Genomic DNA, 20,057 nt, shown 5'->3' on the forward strand with positions numbered 1-20,057 from the left:
AAAAGTAAACATCAATAACTATTTTTGCGGAATGTTTTCTGTAAATACTCAAAAATTTTTGGAAATGGACGAACTTTCACAGCAGAAAGTTCCTTTTTTCTTCATGATTGATTTTTTGGCAGACCATATTGAAGTGTTTAAAGAGAATGAGTTGAAAGAAAAAGGCTTGTTAGTTGATTTTCAATTGTTTTCTAATGCTTCTGAAAAGCCTGAATTAAATAAAATTCCCGAATTGCATTCTTATCCCGAAACGCTCGAAAGTTTCAGAAAGGGCTTTGAACATGTTCAGAAAAATATTCGTTTAGGCAATTCCTATCTTACCAATTATACCAGAAAAACCAAAATTGAAACAAATCTAAGCCTTGAAGAGATTTTTTATCATTCTAAGGCTAAATATAAAGTATTATATCCGGATTTTTTCGTATTTTTTTCTCCCGAAACATTTGTAAAGATCATTAACGGAGAAATTTTCACTTATCCGATGAAAGGCACTATTGATGCTTCTGTAGAAAATGCCGCCGAAGTGCTTAAAAATGATAAGAAAGAAAAAGCAGAACATTATACAGTTGTGGATCTTTTAAGAAATGATCTCAGCAGAGTGGCAGATGATGTAAAGGTGGATAAATTTCAGTACATTGATTTTTTAAAAACCCACCAGAAAGATTTGTACGCAATGAGTTCTGAAATTTCGGGAATAATAAAGCCTGAATATGTTGGGAAAATCGGAAGTGTAATGCGGAAACTTCTTCCTGCCGGTTCTATTCTGGGTGCGCCAAAACCCAAAACTCTGGAAATTATTCTGGAGGCAGAAAACTACAACAGAGGGTTGTACACAGGCATTTGTGGCTGGTTTGATGGTGAGAATCTCGACAGCTGCGTGATGATAAGATTTATTGAAAAAGAAAATGATACGCTATACTTCAAAAGCGGCGGTGGAATTACCCACATGAGCAAACTGGAAGACGAGTATCAGGAAATGAAAAATAAGATTTATGTTCCAATTCATTGAAAGTATTAAAGTAGAAGATCAGGAAATTTTCCTTTTGGAGCTTCATCAAAAGCGTATAAATCAGACCTTTGCCAATTTTGGTAAGGAAGGTTCTATTGATCTGGAAAAAATTTTTAAGAATCTGAATCATGATGAAGATGGTTTGTATAAACTAAAAATTACCTACGATTTAGACAAACGTTTCCGTACAATGATGATTCCTTATGCTATTCCGGAAATTCATGATTTTCAGTTGGTTGAAAACAATAGCTACGATTATTCGTTCAAGTTTGAAGACCGGAAAGAACTGGAAAGAATGAAGATGAAAGCTAAAGCTGAAGAAATCATTATTGTAAAAAATAATCATATTACCGACACTTCATTTTCTAATCTGCTTTTTCTAAAAGGTAAAGAATGGTTTACACCGACAACCTACCTTCTGAACGGTGTACAGAGACAGAATCTTCTGAAAAAAAAGAAAATCAAAGAAATGGAAATCACCCTTCAGAATATTAAGGAGTTTTCTCATTTTCAGTTGATTAATGCGCTGAATGACTTTGATGATATGTTTATCTACCCGATTCACAAAATCAGCAATCTTCCCGGAAACAACGATTATCTGGATTTTTAATTGAATTGTTTCAGCACAGATTATGTTTCATAGCAAAAAGCACAAGTCCGACTCTGTTTTTGATTTCTAATTTGATGAAAACAGAATCTCTGTAGCCGTCAACAGTTTTTGGGCTTACAAACATTTTGTCAGCAATTTCTTTATAGGTCAGTTCACTGCATGCCCATTTAATAAATTCGAGTTCTCTACCTTTTAATTCTGAAAGTAAAGATTCGGTTTTAAGATCTTCGGTTTTCACCTTTAGTAATTTTTGTGCGACGAAATCGGTATAAAAGCTGCCCTTTTCGTATACCGTATCAATTGCCTGAAATAAAATGGAAGGCTGCATATCTTTCAGCAAATATCCTTTGGCTCCGGCTTTCAGCATTTTGATCAGAATTTTTTCATCATCTTCCATGGTAAGTGCAATGACTTTAATTTCCGGGTGATTTTTAGAGAGCCATTCCGTGGTTTCGATTCCATTTTTAAAGGGCATATTAATATCCATGAGAACAACTGCGGGAAGTTCTTCTGATTTCTGCAGTGCTTCAATAAAGTCTTCACCGTTCGGCTGATTCATCACCACACGATAATTGGGGTTTTCCACGATCATATTTTCCAGCGCTTTAGACATCAAGGTATGATCGTCAACAATGGCAATGGGAATTGTTTTCATAGGTATTTTTTTAGGGTAATCAGTTTTTATGATAGATTATGGTTGTCTGTGTTCCTTTTTCCAATTGAGAACTGATGGAAAAGTCTGCCTGAATGATTTTTGCGCGAAGCTGCATATTTTTTAGTCCCGAACCGTCATTTTCTGTGGCAGTATCAAACCCTTTTCCGTTATCTGAAATCGTAATGGAAAGAATGGATGGCGTTTCATCAATCGTAATTTCTACTTTCTTAGCTCTTGAATGTTTCAGAATATTGTTGATGCTTTCCTGAATAATTCTGAAAAGAATAAGACCATTTTTCGGAGAAATATCAATGTCATGCTTTTGTGAAATGATTTCAATATCCAAAAGTCTCAGCTTTCTGATTTTCAGAATCTCACGCTCCAGAGATTCCATCAGTCCGAAATGGATAACCTGCTCTGTGATGAGTGTTTTTGATAAATTTCTGATGTCCTGAATGCACTCACCCAGCAATTCGCTCAATTCTGTAAGCTCTTCCTTCTCTACAGTATTTATTTTGCTGATGAGCTGATTCTGCCTTAATCTTACTACTGAAAGTTTTTGACCAAGATCGTCATGAAGTTCCTGACCGATGTAATTGAGCGTCTGTTCTTTTATTTCAATCTGAGAAGTCGTTAATTCTTTTTCAAAACGCATATCTTTCTCTTTCTGCTGAATCAGTAATATTGTTTTTTTCTGAAGAAAAATTACATAAACGAAAATCATCGTCAGAACAACGATCAGTAAGGTAATGGTAAAAATGATAACCAGATTATTCAGTTCCATACGCTGATTTCAATTTATGTTTTTTCGGGTTTGTTCAGAATAAGACCAAAAATAATAATGGCGTTATTGATAAGATTCAATAAAAATAAAATAAAAAAATAAATGTTGAGAGAAACGGTATTCCGGAAAAAAATAATAGGAATGATTCCGATATAGAAAATCAGACAGGCAACAGAAATCCAGAAAGGCAGATAATTTTTTATTCTGAATATTTTATCAGAATTGAACGTTTGGTATAAAAATAAAATAACCGAAAAAGTGAGCAAAAGGATGTTAACGTAAAATATACTAAAAGAAAAATGCCCAAAAAAATTAGGATTAAAAAACATCATTACCCCAATATTTACCCAGAAAACCATCAGAAATAAAAGTTGCGTTTTTTTAAGAAAAGGGATGTAAAACAGACGGTAATAATATAGTAAATAAAGAAAAAAAGCACCGAAAATGCCTAAAATATAAAAGGTATCGGTTGGCTTCTTTGTTGTTTTAAAATAGAAATAGCAAAAAAGATCAATGGCAGAGAGTAAAATAAATCCTGAAAAAAAATACATATTTACTTTCTGGATTTTTTTATAATTCCAGAAAATTATCATCAAAACGATCACCAGCATGATCATTGACACTTTTTTGCTTATTTCTACATCCCAATTCATTTTGCTGATTTTTAGTTCATGGAATTGGTTAAAGAGTTAGGCGGCGGTGCAAGATTGGTCATATTCAGTGGCTGAATAGACTGTACATCTTCGTTTTCGTCCATCGTTTGTGCTCTTTTAAGTGTTGTATTGTCTTCTTTTTCTGCTTTTGCAGTTGGCATTAAAAAAATGGTCTGGTAGCCGGCGTATTCAGGTTTTGCCATTTTACCGGCAGGATGATTTTCCGGATATTTGCCTAAATAAATTCTAATTCCGGGGTTTTTCAGATTTTGTTTTTTAGCATTTTCTTTTACGTACTTGATGTAGCCTTCCATATCTTCCAGGGAAAACCAATACCAGCGGGAATCGGGATTTCCGTTTCTTGATTGGGCGAGAATCTGATTGTTGGTTCTGGAGTATTCGTCAAACAAAACCCTGCTTTCCTCATAGGTAATGAGTTTCTTTTTGTAGCTGTCGCTTACGGGTTCTTCGGGCGGAGGCGGAGTGCATCTTACAGTAAAGACTGCAATAAAAGCAAATACAATCAGGCTCAAAATTGCACCTGAATTTCTGAACAAAAATTTAGTTTTCATGTTTTACTATTTTTTTATAAGGTTGTGTAACAAAGTTAGTTATATGCTTCCTTACAAAAAAGGGGTAAAACACCGTTTTTTAAACCAAAAAAAAATATTGAAGAAAGTTTATCCTTTCAAAGCAGCAATCTCGTCACGCAATTTGGCAGCTTTTATAAAATCTAAATTTTTAGCAGCCGCTTCCATTTCTTTTTGTTTCTGAGCGATAATTTTCTCTACATCTGCTGATGAATAATTGGCTTTAGTTTCTGCAACTTTTTGTACAATTTCTTTCTGAGTGTACCTTTCATCAGGGAAATCCTTGCTTCTTCCTACCAGATTTTCGGATATTTTTTTATTTAATGCAGTCGGAACTTTGCCATGTTTCTCGTTATATGCTATTTGTTTAGCTCGGCGGTATTCGGTTTCATCCAGTGTATTCTGCATAGATTTTGTGATTTTATCTGCATACATAATCGCTCTTCCGTTCACGTTTCTCGCTGCACGTCCTACAGTCTGAATCATAGACCTTCGGCTTCTGAGCATTCCTTCTTTATCAGCGTCCAAAATGGCAACCAATGAAACTTCGGGTAAATCTAAACCTTCTCTGAGTAAATTTACTCCAATCAATACATCAAATAGTCCCAAACGCAGATCCTGCATAATCTGAATACGCTCCAGAGTTTCTACATCAGAATGAATATATCTTGTTCTGATTCCAAATTTTGTAAAATATTTGGTGAGTTCTTCCGCCATTTTCTTAGTTAAAGTGGTCACAAGAACCCGTTCGTCAATTTCTGCGCGCTTCCGGATTTCTTCCATTAAATCATCAATCTGATTGATAGTCGGGCGGATTTCAATAATCGGATCTAAAAGTCCGGTTGGGCGGATAATTTGTTCAATATATTCACCGCCTGTTTTTTCAAGCTCATAATCTGCAGGAGTTGCCGAAACGTAAATGACCTGATTCTGAATTGCTTCAAATTCTTCAAACTTTAAAGGTCTGTTGTCCATCGCAGCAGGAAGTCGGAAACCGTATTCTACCAAAGCTTCCTTACGGCTTCTGTCGCCGCCATACATGGCATGCACCTGCGGAACGGTAACGTGGCTTTCGTCAATGACCATCAAAAAATCTTTAGGAAAATAATCTAAAAGGCAGAATGGCCTTGATCCGGGAATTCTTCCGTCCAGATATCGGGAATAATTTTCAATTCCTGAGCAGTAACCTAGTTCCTTAATCATTTCAAGATCAAGTTCGGTACGTTCCTGAAGCCTTTTAGCTTCAAGCGGTTTTTCGATAGAACTGAAAAAATCAACTTGTTTTACCAGGTCATCCTGTATGTTTCTTATGGCTCCGTTTAATGTTTCTTTTGAAGTAACAAAAAGATTGGCAGGATAGATCTGAATCTGTTCAAAATTAGATGTTACATTTCCTGAGGCCGGATCAAAGCTTTGGATTTTTTCTATTTCATCACCAAAAAACTGAATTCTTACTCCATTATCTGCATAGGCAGGAAAGACATCTACTACATCACCTTTTACCCTGAATGTACCTCTTTGGAAGTCTCCCAATGTTCTGGAATATAACGCATTAACCAAAGAATGAAGAAGGGAGGTCCTTGTAGTTTTTTCACCAATTGCCAGTGAAATCAAAGATTTATGAAACTCTGACGGATTTCCGATACCGTAAATGCATGAAACAGAGGCAACAATCAGTACATCTCTTCTCCCTGAAAGTAAACTTGCCGTTGCTGAAAGTCTTAATTTTTCCACCTCTTCATTGATGCTGAGGTCTTTTTCTATATAGGTTCCGGAACTCGCAATGTATGCTTCAGGCTGATAATAATCGTAATAACTGACGAAATACTCTACCGCGTTTTCAGGAAAAAATTCTTTAAATTCCATAAAAAGCTGAGCTGCCAAAGTTTTGTTGTGAGCCAAAACCAAAGTCGGTTTTTGTACATTGTTCACCACATTGGCAACGGTAAAGGTTTTTCCCGAACCTGTCACTCCGAGTAAAGTCTGATATTTTTCACCGATTTCTACGCCTTTTGTCAGCTTTTCAATGGCTTGAGGCTGGTCTCCGGTTGGCTTATATTCTGATTGAAGCTTGAATTTCATAGAACAAATTTAGGAAATAAAAAAGAGTCCGAATCGGACTCCTGAATATATTTATTGTGTTTTTTTAGGTTTTTCAAAATGCAGGCTTATCGGTATGCTAAATGCCGTTTTTACTGGTTTTCCTGCATTGGTTGCAGGCTTCCACAATGTTTCTCCTAATGCTAGTTTTACAGACCTTTCTGCCTCCTTATTAAAATCTTCCTGAATTCCTGTGCTAACTACTTTTTCTACTTTTCCGGTTTCATCAATAGAAATATATACTACAGATTGTAAAATTTCCTTGTCATCTTTAATATTAGCAGGATTAAAGACTTCTGCTGCTTTTTTTCTAATATTAGATGCTCCGCCAGGAAATTCTGCCTGTACAAAACTTGATGATGGAGGCGGAGGCGCCGGAATGGAAGAGTCATTGCTTTTATGGTTTTCTTCTGCTTTTATATTGTTCTTTTCTTGAGGTTTTATTGTGTCTTTTTCTGGATATGATAAGAAGTCGTTTTTATCATTGTCTTTAAATGTGACGCCGATATCTTTTTTTTCATCATTATTGATCTTTTGATAAACTTCAGAATGATCAGTTGATTGTTTTTTAGTATCTGTTGTTATTTTTGAATCAGCAGCTTTTGTATTTTCATTCGCATATACTTTTTCAGCAAATACAAATGCAAGTACAATAAAAGCGGGTAATGCCAGATAGTTCTTGGTAGTTGCAAATTTTGAATTTTTCTTTGTCATCATAATAAATCTTTTTTTAGTGTTGTTAAAATTAAATTGGTGTATTAAAGCTATATTTTGCTGCTTTAGAACTTCCTGTAAAATCAGTTCCTGATAAACTTTTATATTTTTATTTTCTGCAATTACAGCTTCATCAGCGAGAAATTCATGATTGTTGATAATTGCTTTTTTATAGAAATATATGAAAGGATTAAACCAAAAAACAGCTTTTATAATTTCTATAAAGAATATATCTGCTGTGTGTTTTTGCGTTATGTGAATATTCTCATGCAGAAAAATAGTTTCATCAATCCTTGAGTCTTTAAAATAGTTTTCTGAGAGATAAATTGTATCCCAAAAACTGAATGGAGCAAAATCTTTCTGTAGGAGAACAATTTTTCGGTCTTGGTAGATGGTTCTTTTTCCTTTTAATCTTTTTATTTTTAATACTGAGTAGATAAGTTTTAAAAGTAAAAGTCCCGTAATAATGATATTTGCAATCAGAAAAGTTTTTATATAATCAAAACTTTTTTGCTGAACATCCGGATTTTGTAAAACGGTCTGTGAAATTTCTCCCACTGAAACTGTTTTTGGAGTTACTTCTTCAATTTGTTTTGTTTCTATCGTTACAAAAGGAATTGATAGTGAGAATATTAAAGCTGAAAGTAGATAAAAACGATTGAATACAAAAGTTTTTTCTTTTGCTAGAAATATATGATAAAAACCCAACAACATTCCTGAGCATAAGATAGTTTTCAAAAGAATGATTTCCATAACTAATCTTTTATTTCTTTATCAATAATATCACGGAGTTCTTTCAGTTGTTTTTGAGTCAATTTTGAATTGGAGGTAAAAAATGAAGCAAATTGTGTCACAGAGCTGTTAAAAAAACGGTCAATCATAGTATTCATTTCCTCTTTGAAATATTCGGTTTTTGCTACTTTCGGGAAGTATTCACGCGAATTCCCATATACCTTAAATCCTACAAGATCTTTGTTATGCATTCTTTTTAGAAGCGTTGCAACGGTAGTTGCTGCTGGCTTCGGGTCGGGATAAGCTTCCAGAATATCTTTCATAAAAGCTTTTTCTTTTTCCCAGAGAATTTCCATCAGGCTTTTTTCTGAATTGGTAAGTTTTATTTCATTCATGTTCTACAAAATTTAATATTGTTCTACAAATGTAGAAATTAATTTTAATTGTGCAAAATTATTGTGGCATTATTTTTCCACTTATAGGAAATTGAACCTTTAAATATTATTATGAAAAAATTACTCTTACCTATTTTACTGGCTTCTGCTACAGGCTTAGTTTCCTGTCAGGGAAAAGGAAAGCCAAGTGAACCATCCGCAAAAGAAGAAAAGCCGAACACCAACTACAAGCCTGCTTTTGGAGGACAAACAAGGATTACTCCAATAAAAACCTCAACTCCATATAAGGTAGAAGTCCTTAATACATCTTTAGGCAGACCTTGGGGAATTATCAATCTTCCTGACGGCCGTTTTTTAATTACTGAAAAATCAGGTTATATGAATGTGGTTTCTGCTGACGGAAAACAGGTTTCTAAAATTGAAGGATTTCCTAAAGTAGATTCAAAAGGACAAGGCGGTATGCTTGATGTTGCTCTGGATCCAGATTTCAAAACTAATAATATGATCTTTTTTGTTTTTTCTGAGCCTTATGGCGAAGGAAATTTGACATCTGTTGCCAAAGGAAAGCTTTCTGAGGATATGAAGAATATTTCTGATGTAAAAGTAATTTTCCGTGCCACTCCTTCTTATGACGGAGATAAACATTACGGAAGCCGTCTTGTTTTTGATAAAGATGGTAATCTTTTTGTAAGTACTGGAGAAAGATCTGATAAGGTGACAAGAGTATATGCTCAGAAAACAGATAACTATTTAGGAAAAATCCTGAAAATAACAAAGGATGGAAAACCTGCTCAGGGAAATCCATTCATTGGTAAAGATGGTTATAAGCCTGAAATCTATGCTTTTGGAATCCGCAGTCCGCAAGGTATTGCGCTGGATGAAAAAGGGCAGCTTTGGGATATTGAAATGGGACCGAGAGGTGGTGATGAAATCAATTTAATTCAACCGGGGAAAAATTACGGTTGGGGCGATGTAAGCTATGGAATTGAATACAATGGTGATAAAATAAACAATGGAACCACCCAAAAGGCAGGGACTGAACAGCCGGTTTATTATTGGGACCCAGTAGTTTCTCCGAGTGGCGTGACATTCTATAACGGAAATATTGAGGAATGGAAAAATAATCTTTTTATTGCGTGTCTCAGCGGACAACATATTAACAGAATTGTCCTGAAAGACAATAAAGTAGTAGGTGAGGAGCGTCTTCTTTTAGATCAGAAAGAAAGATTCCGTGATGTTTTGAGTGCAACGGATGGAAATCTGTACGGAATTACCGACAGTGGAAAATTATATAAAATTTCCAGAAAATAAATTACTGATTAATCAAATTGATATGTAATTCCAGTGTAAAGTAAATAATTTTGCACAGGAAAATAAAATATCCCTTTCAAAAAAATGAAAGGGATATTTATTTAAGGCTCTTTAATAAATTATAGAATTAATTAATTGGTTTCCAATCAACAACTGCTCTGATAAAAGCTTCTGCGTTTTCCACAGGAATATTGGGTAAAATTCCGTGTCCGAGATTGGCGATGTATCGGTCTTTTCCGAAACGGTTGATCATTTCAGTAACCATTTTTTTAATAGTTTCAGGACTTGAATGTAGTCTTGCCGGATCAAAATTTCCCTGCAATGTGATTGAATTATTGGTGAGCTTTCTTGCTATTTCCGGACTTACTGTCCAGTCTACACCTAATGCGGAAGCATTAGAATTTGTCATATCTTCTAAAGCAAACCAACATCCTTTTCCGAAAACGACAACGTGAGTTAGCGGGCTTAAAGCTTCTACGATTTGATTGATATACTGCCATGAAAATTCCTGATAATCAGCAGGAGAAAGCATCCCGCCCCAGGAATCAAAAACCTGAACGGCAGAAACACCTTTTTCAACCTTTCTCTTTAGATAAGCAATTGTGGTATCGGTGATTTTTTGAAGCAACAAATGTGCGGCTTCCGGCTGCTGGAAACAGAAAGATTTTGCAATATCAAATGCTTTGCTTCCTTTTCCTTCCACACAATAGCATAGAATTGTCCATGGAGAGCCTGCAAAACCAATCAGAGGAATCTCGTTGTCTAATTTCTGCAAAGTAAGTTCTATCGCATCAAAAACATATCCTAAAGTATCATTCACATCGGGAACAACAACATTCTGTACATCTTCCATAGTTCTGATCGGATTATCCAGCCATGGACCAACAGATTCTTTCATCTTAAAATCTATTCCCATCGCCTGCGGAACTACCAGAATATCAGAAAATAAAATCGCAGCATCTAAAGGAAATCTTCTGATCGGCTGTACCGTGATTTCGGACGCCAATTCAGGAGTCTGACATCTTGTAAAAAAATCATACTGATCACGAAGTGCAATAAATTCCGGCAAATATCTTCCTGCCTGTCTCATCATCCAAACCGGAGGTCTTTCTACGGTTTCTCCACGAAGTGCTTTTAAGTATAGGTCGTTTTTAATCATAATTATAGTTGATGGTTGTTGGATTTCACTAAGCACTTTACAGGCTAAATCTTTTTTAAATTGTTTCGGATAATCGACAGCAGATTTAATAAAGTATTTTGCTTACTTGTGAAAATCTCAGATTTTGTATGTTTCTTTAATTCTTTTGAGGTGGTTTCTCCAATAGAAAAAAGGATGGCACCTTCTAAAGAATTATTTTTTGCAAAACTACGAACTCCGCTTGGGCTAAAAAAAACTATTGCGTGATATTTCTCATTTATTACAGGATAAAGTGGTTCTGTTTCATAAACAGTAATTTTTTTATACTCAATATTCTGCAGCGGGAGTTCTCGGTCTAGTACATCTAACGCTAAATTTCCGCAAAAATGAATAAACTTTTCATGCGCGCAGTTTTCGATAATAAAATGAGAGAGTGTTTCTGCATTTTTTAAAACCTTAAAGGTTCCGAAACCGTTTTTACGAAGTTCTTTTTTCGTTTTTTCTCCTACACAGTAGATTTTATTGTAGTTTTTGGCTGTGAAATCTTCGTTTGGCTGAAATTTGTTTTCAAAAAATGCCTTTACCCCGTTTGAACTGGTGAAGATTAAAGATTTATCTTTTAAATCGAAACTTTTTACGGAAAGTGATTTTGTTTTTATTACCTCAATGCATTCAGCCGTAATATCATCTCCCAATTTTTCGGAGATGTATTTTAGGTCTAAATTTTTGGTAAATAAAATGTTCATTATTTAAATTGTATAATTTTTACGTAAAGGTCGCAAAGATTACTTTTAAGTTATTGAGGATATTTTCGTTCATAAATGCGTTACACTCAGCAAAGAGCGTAAAGTTTTTAATATTAATTATGGTTTGTCTTTTAATTTTAGATCAATGACCTGAAGTCTTACTTTATTCATAAAATCTTTTCCCGGATCTTCTTTGCCGGTGAAATAGTTCGGGTCTGATTCTTTCCACAGTTTAGAATTTCTGAAAACGCCATATTCCGAATGACCGATGAGGTATTCTATTTTATATTTTTGAGCTAAATATCTTACTAACTGTGCGTTTGCAGTAACTTGTTTCTCTGTAAGAGGCTGCTTTTTGCTTCCTATATTTTCAACTCCGATGGCACAGTAGTTTAAGCCTATTGTGTGTCTCGCAAACATATTCGGTTCCATCAGCTGATAAATCGTTCCGTCTCTGTCTATGATAAATTGCGATGAAACATTCAGTGTACTTTGCTTTTTTAAAGTATTTCTGGTGTTTTCCAGATGTGTTTTATTGAAATATTTAAAGTTGCTTTCAACTGTTCCGCCTGCAGTGTAATGCAAAACAATCATTTTAGGAATAATGACCGGATTTTTTTGTACTAAGCCATGATGATCCTTCAGATATTCCAGGCTTAACCGCACTCTTTCCTCGTTGTAGCTGATTGGTTTACTGATGATTTTAATTTCACTTTTCTGTGCTGTTGAAAAGCTGCCAATCAACAAAAACAGAAAATAGATCAAGTTTTTCATATCCTTTTATTTCTGATATTGATAATGTCCAGTAATGGTAAAATTGAACAGGCAATCTTCAATTACTTGTCCGCCACCAATATTATGAACAATTAAATATCTTTTTCCGTCTGCAGATTTTTTGTTGACCACAATTCCGATATGCGTTAAATTTCCAGGAAGAAGCCATATCACAATATCTCCGGGAACATATAATGCAGGATTTTTTTCAATAGGTTTAGATTTACCGAACTTGGCAAAGAATACCTGCAGATTGGGCACTCTTCTGTGATCAATATTCGTATCTGGTTTTTTCAGACCATATTTTTTAGGATATTTAGAAAAATTTTTCTTCATATCTTCATGTACTTCTTTCTGAAGATCTATTCCGAGCTTTCTGTAGGCACGGATGACAACATCTGTACAAACACCCTTGTCTGCAGCTATATCTCCATTAGGATATTTAATTGAGTAATAAGCAGGATCGTAAGTGACTTTATCTTTAGTTAAGCTTAAAGCAGCATCAGACAGTTTTTGTGCAAACGTATTTTGAGCATTTACAGTAAAAACAAAAAACAAGAAAATAAATACGGAAAAATACTTTTTCATTGGCTTAATTTTGATCGAAAGAATTGGAAAGCTCAAAAGTCTTTAATCTTTATTGATCCATTATTAATCGTAATCTTTTTTAACGCAAAAGGTCGCAAAGATTCTTTTATATAACAACTGTTTTTAAGTTTCAAAGGCGTTTGACTCAATAAAGAACTCAAAGGGTTTTCAATTATGACAAATTACGGATAACCTTAAATCTTTATAAAAAACTTTTTATAAACAATAAATCTTGAAATATCAGATCTGGTTTTTAATTTCAGCCATTAATTCCTTTCCTCCGTTTTCCAAAACTATATTGGCAAATTTTTCACCAAAATTTTCTTCTTCGTTATATTCAAAACTTTCGTCTGTGGCGATGTAATTTTTTCCGTCTAATGAGCAAAGTGCTGCTTTAAAGCGAATCTGGTTCTCTATAATTTCTGCAAAAGCACCAATAGGCGCAGTACAGCCACCTTCGAGTGTACTAAGGAAATTTCTTTCGATCTCTACACAGATTTGTGTTTCTTTATGAGAAATTTGCTTCAGAATATCGTTAATCTCCTTTTTGTCAGAATGTCCGGCAACAGCAATTACACCTTGTGAAGGTGCAGGAATCATCAAAGGGAGCATTTCGTAATCAATATCCATATTCATTCTTTTGATTCCTGCCAATGATAAAAGCGTTGCATCAAAATCCTGTTCTTCAAGTTTTTGGAGACGGGTCTGTATGTTTCCTCTGATGTCTGAAAATTCAGCATCCGGATAATGTTTAAGCCAGAAAGCTCTTCTTCTTAAACTGCTGGTTGCTAATTTAAGCTCGTGAAAGTCTTTATTTTCGGCAGATTTCCTTCTGATGAGAACATCCTGCGGATAATCTCTTTCAAGATAGGCGATCAGCTCGATATTTTCCGGAAGTTTAGTCGGAACATCTTTCAGTGAATGAACTGCAATGTCTATTTCGTCATTCAGCAAAGCCGTATCCAGATCTCTTGTAAAAACACCTGTAATTCCTAAAGAATATAAAGGCTGATTGAGATTTTTGTCTCCGGAAGAAACAATCGGGATGATTTCTGTGAGATAATTGAGGTTTTGTAGATGTCTTGCCACTTCTCTTGCCTGCCAAAGTGCAAGTGCCGAATTTCGGGTTCCTATTCTAATGCTTTTCATTGAATTCTTTATTGGGTTGTTCAACTAAAATTTCGTGCATTAATTTACTAATTTCTTCGGCTTTTAAAGGATTATCAATAATATATTTTGCAAATCGGCTAGTAATTTTCTGAATCATCTTGTCAGAAAGCTCCATATCGTTGATATTGACGTATTTATTTTTTCGGTAGAAGTTGTGCATTTCGTTGCGCTCCATATTTTTCAGCACCGCTTTGAAGTGATGAATGTTCGGTGCAAGTTTTCTCTTTTTTTCCCATTCCAGAAAGTCTTTTGCCATTTCTTTAATGATTTTTTCGGCTTTCGGGATTTCTTTTTCTCTTTGCTGAATGGTTTCCTGAATCTGCTTGGAAAGTTCGTCCACATCAATCAATGTGACATTCTCAAGTTCCGAAACGGCTTTGTCAACATTATTCGGAATCGAAAGATCAATGACCAGAATTTCCTTCCCGTTTCTAAGGTGAGTCTGGTTGATGATTGGTGTTTTTGCTCCGGTTGCCACGATAAGGATATCTGTGTCTTGGAGTTCTTTCTCAAAATTTCCGTAATCAATATTCGGGATGTTGTATTTTTCGGAAATTTTTGCTGCTTTCTCCTGAGTCCGGTTGGCAATTTTGATTTTTGGCTGATAGACATGTTTTACCAGATTTTCCACTGTGTTCTGCCCGATCTCACCAACTCCGAGGAGAAGAATATTTTTTTCGGTAATTCTTTTCTGATTATTTAAAATATAGTGCACCGCGGCATAAGATACAGAAGCGGCACCGTTGGAAATTCCGGTTTCGTTTTTTATTTTTTTGGAAATCTGAATGGCAGAATTGATAGATCTCTCTAAAAACGGATTGGAGTTTTTCCTTTCTTTTTTGAATCGGGCATAGGCTTTTTTGATCTGTCCGATGATTTCAAAATCTCCAATAATCTGACTTTCTAATCCGGCTGCAACCCTGAAAAGATGATTCAGTGCTTCTTCTTTCGTTAAAATATTGGCAAACTGGAGAAAATCTGAAAGATTGACACCAATGGTTTTGCAGTATTCTTCTGCCACGAAAAGATAATTGGAAGTAGTGGTATAAATCTCGGTTCTGTTGCATGTGGAAACTACAAATGCATCTCCCAGATTTTCCTGATGGATTCTTTCAACAAAATTTTTAATATTATCATCAAAAAAAGCAAATTTTCCCCGTGTTTCCACATCTGCCTTTTCGTAGCTGATGGATAAAACAGCAAAATTTGATGTCTGATGAATATTATTATACTGTGTCATAATCAGGGGCAAATTTACATAATTTTTGGGGAATTGTCCTCTGATTGTCTGTATGATAATTATCGTAAAAACCTATGAATTTGAAAATGATTTTTATGGAAGTGTATTAATATTATACTAATGGAAATTGTTATTAAAAGAGCCATGTTATTGTAGAATTTGTAATTTCTGCTCATCTTTATGTTTTAATAAAGATAGAAAATTTTAGAAAGTTTGTAAAATAAAAAGCCACACGAAGGGATTCGTGCGGCAGCGGAGGGGGATAAGTTAATTTTTTGAAATGTAATTTTGACTCATTATTATTTTTTATAAGATAAAAATAATACAATTGTGAGAATTATGTTTAAAAAAAGCCACACGATAGAATCGTGCGGCAGTGTGCTAATATATTTTTTTATTATCTATTTGTCAAAGCATAATTTCCATTTTTATCTAAATTAATCTTAAGCTCTTCGAAAGAAATCAATAAAGATATAGGTGTTTTATCCTTATCACTTATTGTGATTATGTAATTTTCATATATTTCATTAGGCAGAAAACCTTTTGAATAGTCGTACCATCCAGCCCAATAATCCATATTAAATCTATTATCCTTATCCTCTTTCTTCCAAAAAATTAGTCTTATAGGGTATTGATCATTATGATCCAATTTTAAATCTTTATAAACCTTTGCTATGATTTTTTTTATCTGATCTTCTGTATGTTTCATAATTATTTAATCTGAATATTTTAAAATTAACTTTTCCATTTCTTGATTTTCCAAAAAGGGTTGCTTATTCTCTTTGAAAAAATATTTAACATATTTGTAAGCACTGACTAATTCTTCTTCTCGGTATTTATTTTTGGTTTTGTAAATTTCTTCCCAAACATTCCATTCCAACTCCCAAGGTTTTTCAGCAACCATTTTTCTATAGTTTTTTCTACCTAATTTTAATAAGTCATCGATATGAACATTTTCATGAAACCATGCCATTTTAGGACAGTTTTTTCTTATCAGAAGTTTAATAGGACCACTCTCATATACCATAACTCTACCTTTTAATCCCGTAAGATACATGTTATGTGTTTCATCTATCCAAACTATTTCAAGTTTTAAGTTATGTTTTAACATTTTCAAATCAAGCTCACGAATGTATTTTTTTAACAGATTTGAAGATAAGACTTCAAACTGACTTCCTCCAGGAAATAAATCAACTTGCCTCATGTCAAGTTCTGCAGCTTTAGTTAATTCGTCAATAGCTTCATCGGCTTGTCTGCGAGAAAGCTGTCCGTTTTCAACTAAATCATCAAGTTGTTTTTCCAGCTCGGCTGCATCTTCCGGTTTTTCTACCAGTTTTTTAGCACTTTTCCTCAACCCATTGTGAATTGCGACTGTAAGTTCACCCGATAAAGATAATAATTCCAGCCAAAATAGATATTCAGATAATGCTTTACCCCCGCTACCGCACGAATCCTTTCGTGTGGTCATCTTTAAATCTCCAATAAGGTTTTTGACCCTCTATGCTTCGAAAAACTAAATGTCTATGACTTGACATGATACACCATGTATTTCTAATCCTTTATTCTTTTGGCAAAATCTTAAACTTTCAAGAAAAATATCTTTGTATTCATTCTAACAAATACATCCAACCAGCCTACAACTGCAAAACTTATAAAATATAATCCTTCGGGATTGTGGAATTTGTAATTTCTGCTCATCTTTATGTTTTAATAAAGATAGAAAATTTTAGAAAGTTTGTAAAATAAAAAGCCACACGAAGGGATTCGTGCGGCAGCGGAGGATAAATATGATCTTGAAACTCCACTAAGAAGAAAAATAGTGGAGGAATCGATAGAAATTTACAACGAATTGCGTCCTCATTTTTCAAACCATTATCTTACTCCCAACCAAATGCATAACCAGTCAGAATTGAAAATGAAAACCGATAAAACAAAAAACACTCGCAAAAACGTTTTTGCAAGTGTTTAATTAATTATTTTTGTCTAATAAATCTGTATCGGATTTTCAGGACTCGTCAATCTATTTAACAGGCCATCGTCCTGCTTCGTATTCTCCCATATAATATTCTTCAGACCTGTTTGTACCAAAGTCTATTATATTTCCTTTTTCATATTCTATTAAAAAAGGGGCATTACCAACTAAAGTATTGTCTTTATCATCTCTTGATTCATAATATTTCTTTGTATTATAAAAGAAAACAATCCCGTATGGTTTTTTTATAGATAAATCGTGTAAAATAGCTAATTCTATTTTTTCTTCACCTACTAATTTTTTTAAATAGTCATTAGCAATTTCTAAAATTAATTCTTCTGTTAACATATTAATTTGTTTTTAAATATTTAAATGATTTGTATTCTGATAAAAGATTCATTTCTTGCGAATGAGATTGCCCATCTTTAAACAGCAATTTTCCATCTTTTTTAATAATGTTTAAAACGTGAGAAAGTTTTCCTTGACCTCTCTGACATAATAATATTCCTCTTTCTCCTTCTTTCATTACTTTGGACAATGTTGAAAAATTATATGAAAGAAAAGATTTAGCATATACTTTTTCTAAAACAAAATAATTTTGTGCTTTAGAAACAGGAGCTTTACTAATTTTTCCCGTTTTCAAAAATTCATCTAAAACTTTTACCACTTCAACACAATTTCTATCAGAAATTTGAACAATTTTTCCATTAACAATATGATGGTTAAAATATATCATTGTCTTATCTAGATACTTCATTGCATTTTTAGCAGTAATATTAGCTTTTTGTAGTGCTTTATAACCTTCTTCAAATTCTTCCAGAGTCATTTTAATTCCCGTAGAAATATCTTCAGCCATTCCAGCTTTCTTATTCTTCAAAAACCAATCTGCAATTTTTTTCCAAACATCATCTACAAAATCTTGTAGCTTTTGTCCGCCTTTGGTAAGCATTTCCAGCAGTTCTTGTAAGGCTTTGCTTACGGTTTGGTAGGCTTCTGCAGATTTTATCCTGACAAATTTAGCACTTTGAAAAATTGTTTTGCCCACTTCTTTATTTATTTTGGCTAAAATCTCGCCTACTTTTCCTACTTCGCCTATTTTGGCAAGATCTGCAATGGGGATAAAGAATGTCCCAATGAAAGAAATGGTAAACCCACCAACGTAGTGGATTCGCACCCAATTTATATCATCTGCGTTTTTGCTTTTCAGGTATTTTACCATTTTTGTCATTCCTGCAGAGATGGCATTTTCAAGGTTTTCCCAAAGCGTACCTTCGGTATACATTTGCCTAAAGTTGTCAATCATTTCCAAAACCTGTTGGAAATCTTTAGTAATGTAAAAGGGAGCTTCCAGCAGCATCCCAAGAAACTTGAAAATAGAAGAGACAAAATCTACCAAGCCGTTCCAGATTCCGCAGATGAGAGCGACTTTTTCGGCAATATTTTCTATTTGTTTTTGCATTTGAGGATCTTCCAGTGTGATAAAGATTTCTTCAAATTTATGTTTTACATAGTTGTTGTATTGTCCTACAAAAGATTCTATTACAGTTATCTGGTTCAAAATAATGTCATCCAACATCTGTGGCGTGAAATCAGCAAGGTTAAAACCTTTTTTATCGGTGAAAAGATCTTTTAGAAGTTTGGTTTTTTCCGTAGAAATGCTCAGATTTTCTATCAGATTTTCTTTTTTGAACAGATAGTTTTCATTTTCGGTATCCCAAAATTCATCGGATATTTTTAGAAAATCTATGCCACTTCCAAGTTTATTCATCACCCATCCTAATGCTTTTGAAGGAGCAGATGTGGCGAGAAGTACATATTTTAATCCTGTAAAAAAACTAGTTGAAATACTTTTATCTTCAATATAACCTTGGAGTAAAAGCTCTTCAATTATGTCTTTGTTTGCCGGTTCTAAATATTTTTGAATGGTCTCTATGATATCTCCCTCAAAGAAAGTGCTGTATAATCTTCCTGTAGTGGTATCTACATAAGTTTGTCTTACTTTTTCAGAGATTCTGCCATAAAGCTTTTGTTTACTTAGTGTGTCTTCATCAGCTTCTAAAAAAAGGATGATTTCGTCATGAGCGGGCTTTATTACCTCATAGCATTCTTTTACTTTATTTCCGTCTGTAGACACAAAAATCAAAAGTTTAAAGATAATCTGTTCATCTGCATCTTTAATTCCGTTTTCGTTTTTGTCAAAATAGAAATCGTGTACATTAAACTTGAAACCTTTCCGTATGACAAGATCAACATCTTCTATTATTGTTATATTTCCTTTTGAGGTATCGTTGCCGTCAATAAAATATTTATTAAAAATCTCATCAGAAGTCTGATTATGAAACTTAAAAGCTGCTAAAGGACTTACGTTTTTCATGCCTCTAATATTTCTACCTATCTGAAAAGATTTACTAGCAATTTCCTGCAACGGATTTTTATTTCCTTCAAAGCCTTTGTTTACTTCCTCAAAAGACAATATTTTATATCCGGATAAATCTCCGAATTCGTAATCAAATTTTTCCATTTTCTTTGTTTTTATTCATTAAACATTCTAATTCATTCAAAGGAAAAAGTTGCTTAGTAGTCATATTTTCGGTGAATTTTTCGGTTTGGCTTTCGTCCAACACCAAAAGATCCAAATGATATTCTTCATCTAACAGAACTCTTGCATTTTTCAGTTTACACATGGCTTGTACCAAAACATCCCAGTCTTTCCCTTCCAGTTCGTTCCAGCTTTCCAAAGGAAGCCTTCCTCTGCTCCCGAAAAGAAGAATCTTTTCTACAGCAGTAATCTCATTAATCTTGTCTTTCAGACGCGTGAGGATATAAGGCAGCACACTTTCGTGCTGCCAAATAGCCTCGGGTTTTATCCGGCTCAT

At 34.1% G+C, this 20,057-nt stretch carries 21 protein-coding genes; 3 read left to right on the forward strand and 18 right to left on the reverse strand.

What is annotated here, in order from left to right; genetic code table 11:
* The first annotated feature begins 31 nt into the window (after positions 1 to 31).
* Together FNE73_RS02260 and FNE73_RS02265 are read left to right on the forward strand one after the other, a co-directional pair.
* Positions 32 to 1,009, forward strand: coding sequence for an aminodeoxychorismate synthase component I (locus FNE73_RS02260; RefSeq protein WP_143883161.1), 978 nt, complete (start codon positions 32 to 34; stop codon positions 1,007 to 1,009).
* A complete protein-coding gene (locus FNE73_RS02265) occupies positions 993 to 1,619 on the forward strand; it encodes an aminotransferase class IV (protein WP_143883162.1) in 627 nt (208 codons plus the stop codon). The genes FNE73_RS02260 and FNE73_RS02265 overlap by 17 nt, the downstream gene beginning before the upstream one ends.
* Positions 1,620 to 1,629: 10 nt before the next feature.
* Here the strand turns inward: FNE73_RS02265 and FNE73_RS02270 are convergent, their stop codons facing one another.
* From FNE73_RS02270 to FNE73_RS02300, 7 genes are all read right to left on the reverse strand, one after another.
* Complete coding sequence (locus tag FNE73_RS02270) at positions 1,630 to 2,274, reverse strand: response regulator transcription factor (protein WP_143883163.1); 645 nt, start codon at positions 2,272 to 2,274, stop codon at positions 1,630 to 1,632.
* Positions 2,275 to 2,293: 19 nt separating this feature from the next.
* Positions 2,294 to 3,058, reverse strand: a complete 765-nt coding sequence (locus FNE73_RS02275) for a sensor histidine kinase (RefSeq protein WP_143883164.1) — start codon at positions 3,056 to 3,058, stop codon at positions 2,294 to 2,296.
* Positions 3,059 to 3,072: 14 nt separating this feature from the next.
* A complete protein-coding gene (locus FNE73_RS02280; RefSeq protein WP_143883165.1) occupies positions 3,073 to 3,711 on the reverse strand; it encodes a hypothetical protein in 639 nt (212 codons plus the stop codon).
* Between the two features lie 11 nt (positions 3,712 to 3,722).
* Positions 3,723 to 4,283, reverse strand: a complete 561-nt coding sequence (locus tag FNE73_RS02285) for a hypothetical protein (protein ID WP_143883166.1) — start codon at positions 4,281 to 4,283, stop codon at positions 3,723 to 3,725.
* A 108-nt stretch (positions 4,284 to 4,391) separates the two neighbouring features.
* On the reverse strand, positions 4,392 to 6,383 hold the full coding sequence (gene uvrB / locus FNE73_RS02290) for an excinuclease ABC subunit UvrB (RefSeq protein ID WP_143883167.1): 1,992 nt from the start codon (positions 6,381 to 6,383) through the stop codon (positions 4,392 to 4,394).
* A 51-nt stretch (positions 6,384 to 6,434) separates the two neighbouring features.
* Positions 6,435 to 7,868 carry a M56 family metallopeptidase gene (locus FNE73_RS02295; RefSeq protein ID WP_143883168.1) on the reverse strand — a complete coding sequence of 478 codons (1,434 nt, stop codon included), beginning with the start codon at positions 7,866 to 7,868 and terminating at the stop codon, positions 6,435 to 6,437.
* A 2-nt stretch (positions 7,869 to 7,870) separates the two neighbouring features.
* Positions 7,871 to 8,242 (reverse strand): BlaI/MecI/CopY family transcriptional regulator, encoded by a 372-nt coding sequence (locus tag FNE73_RS02300; RefSeq protein ID WP_143883169.1) that lies wholly within the window; start codon positions 8,240 to 8,242, stop codon positions 7,871 to 7,873.
* Positions 8,243 to 8,353: 111 nt separating this feature from the next.
* On the opposite strand from FNE73_RS02300, the gene FNE73_RS02305 reads away from it, so the two are divergent.
* Complete coding sequence (locus FNE73_RS02305) at positions 8,354 to 9,553, forward strand: PQQ-dependent sugar dehydrogenase (RefSeq protein WP_143883170.1); 1,200 nt, start codon at positions 8,354 to 8,356, stop codon at positions 9,551 to 9,553.
* Positions 9,554 to 9,680: 127 nt separating this feature from the next.
* Here FNE73_RS02305 and hemE read toward each other — a convergent pair whose 3' ends face one another.
* The 11 genes from hemE to FNE73_RS02365 form a co-directional block, all read right to left on the reverse strand.
* Positions 9,681 to 10,712, reverse strand: coding sequence for a uroporphyrinogen decarboxylase (gene hemE, locus FNE73_RS02310; protein WP_143883171.1), 1,032 nt, complete (start codon positions 10,710 to 10,712; stop codon positions 9,681 to 9,683).
* A gap of 44 nt (positions 10,713 to 10,756) precedes the next feature.
* Positions 10,757 to 11,437 (reverse strand): uroporphyrinogen-III synthase, encoded by a 681-nt coding sequence (locus tag FNE73_RS02315; protein ID WP_143883172.1) that lies wholly within the window; start codon positions 11,435 to 11,437, stop codon positions 10,757 to 10,759.
* Positions 11,438 to 11,554: 117 nt separating this feature from the next.
* Entirely contained in the window at positions 11,555 to 12,211 is a 657-nt protein-coding gene (locus FNE73_RS02320) for a peptidoglycan recognition protein family protein (RefSeq protein ID WP_143883173.1), read from the reverse strand.
* A gap of 6 nt (positions 12,212 to 12,217) precedes the next feature.
* Positions 12,218 to 12,799: a DUF1287 domain-containing protein gene (locus FNE73_RS02325; RefSeq protein ID WP_143883174.1), complete on the reverse strand. Its 582-nt coding sequence runs from the start codon at positions 12,797 to 12,799 to the stop codon at positions 12,218 to 12,220.
* A gap of 240 nt (positions 12,800 to 13,039) precedes the next feature.
* Positions 13,040 to 13,948: a hydroxymethylbilane synthase gene (gene hemC / locus FNE73_RS02330; protein ID WP_143883175.1), complete on the reverse strand. Its 909-nt coding sequence runs from the start codon at positions 13,946 to 13,948 to the stop codon at positions 13,040 to 13,042.
* On the reverse strand, positions 13,935 to 15,209 hold the full coding sequence (gene hemA, locus FNE73_RS02335; protein WP_143883176.1) for a glutamyl-tRNA reductase: 1,275 nt from the start codon (positions 15,207 to 15,209) through the stop codon (positions 13,935 to 13,937). The genes hemC and hemA overlap by 14 nt, the downstream gene beginning before the upstream one ends.
* A 397-nt stretch (positions 15,210 to 15,606) precedes the next feature.
* Positions 15,607 to 15,918, reverse strand: a complete 312-nt coding sequence (locus tag FNE73_RS02340; RefSeq protein WP_143883177.1) for a hypothetical protein — start codon at positions 15,916 to 15,918, stop codon at positions 15,607 to 15,609.
* 6 nt (positions 15,919 to 15,924) lie between these two features.
* Positions 15,925 to 16,677, reverse strand: a complete 753-nt coding sequence (locus tag FNE73_RS02345) for a zincin-like metallopeptidase toxin domain-containing protein (protein WP_143883802.1) — start codon at positions 16,675 to 16,677, stop codon at positions 15,925 to 15,927.
* Positions 16,678 to 17,229: 552 nt separating this feature from the next.
* Positions 17,230 to 17,529, reverse strand: a complete 300-nt coding sequence (locus FNE73_RS02355; protein ID WP_143883178.1) for a hypothetical protein — start codon at positions 17,527 to 17,529, stop codon at positions 17,230 to 17,232.
* Position 17,530: 1 nt separating this feature from the next.
* Positions 17,531 to 19,702 (reverse strand): hypothetical protein, encoded by a 2,172-nt coding sequence (locus tag FNE73_RS02360; protein WP_143883179.1) that lies wholly within the window; start codon positions 19,700 to 19,702, stop codon positions 17,531 to 17,533.
* Positions 19,689 to 20,057 (reverse strand): hypothetical protein, encoded by a 369-nt coding sequence (locus tag FNE73_RS02365; protein WP_143883180.1) that lies wholly within the window; start codon positions 20,055 to 20,057, stop codon positions 19,689 to 19,691. The genes FNE73_RS02360 and FNE73_RS02365 overlap by 14 nt, the downstream gene beginning before the upstream one ends.

This window comes from Chryseobacterium binzhouense, assembly GCF_007474545.1.
Classification (GTDB): domain Bacteria; phylum Bacteroidota; class Bacteroidia; order Flavobacteriales; family Weeksellaceae; genus Chryseobacterium; species Chryseobacterium binzhouense.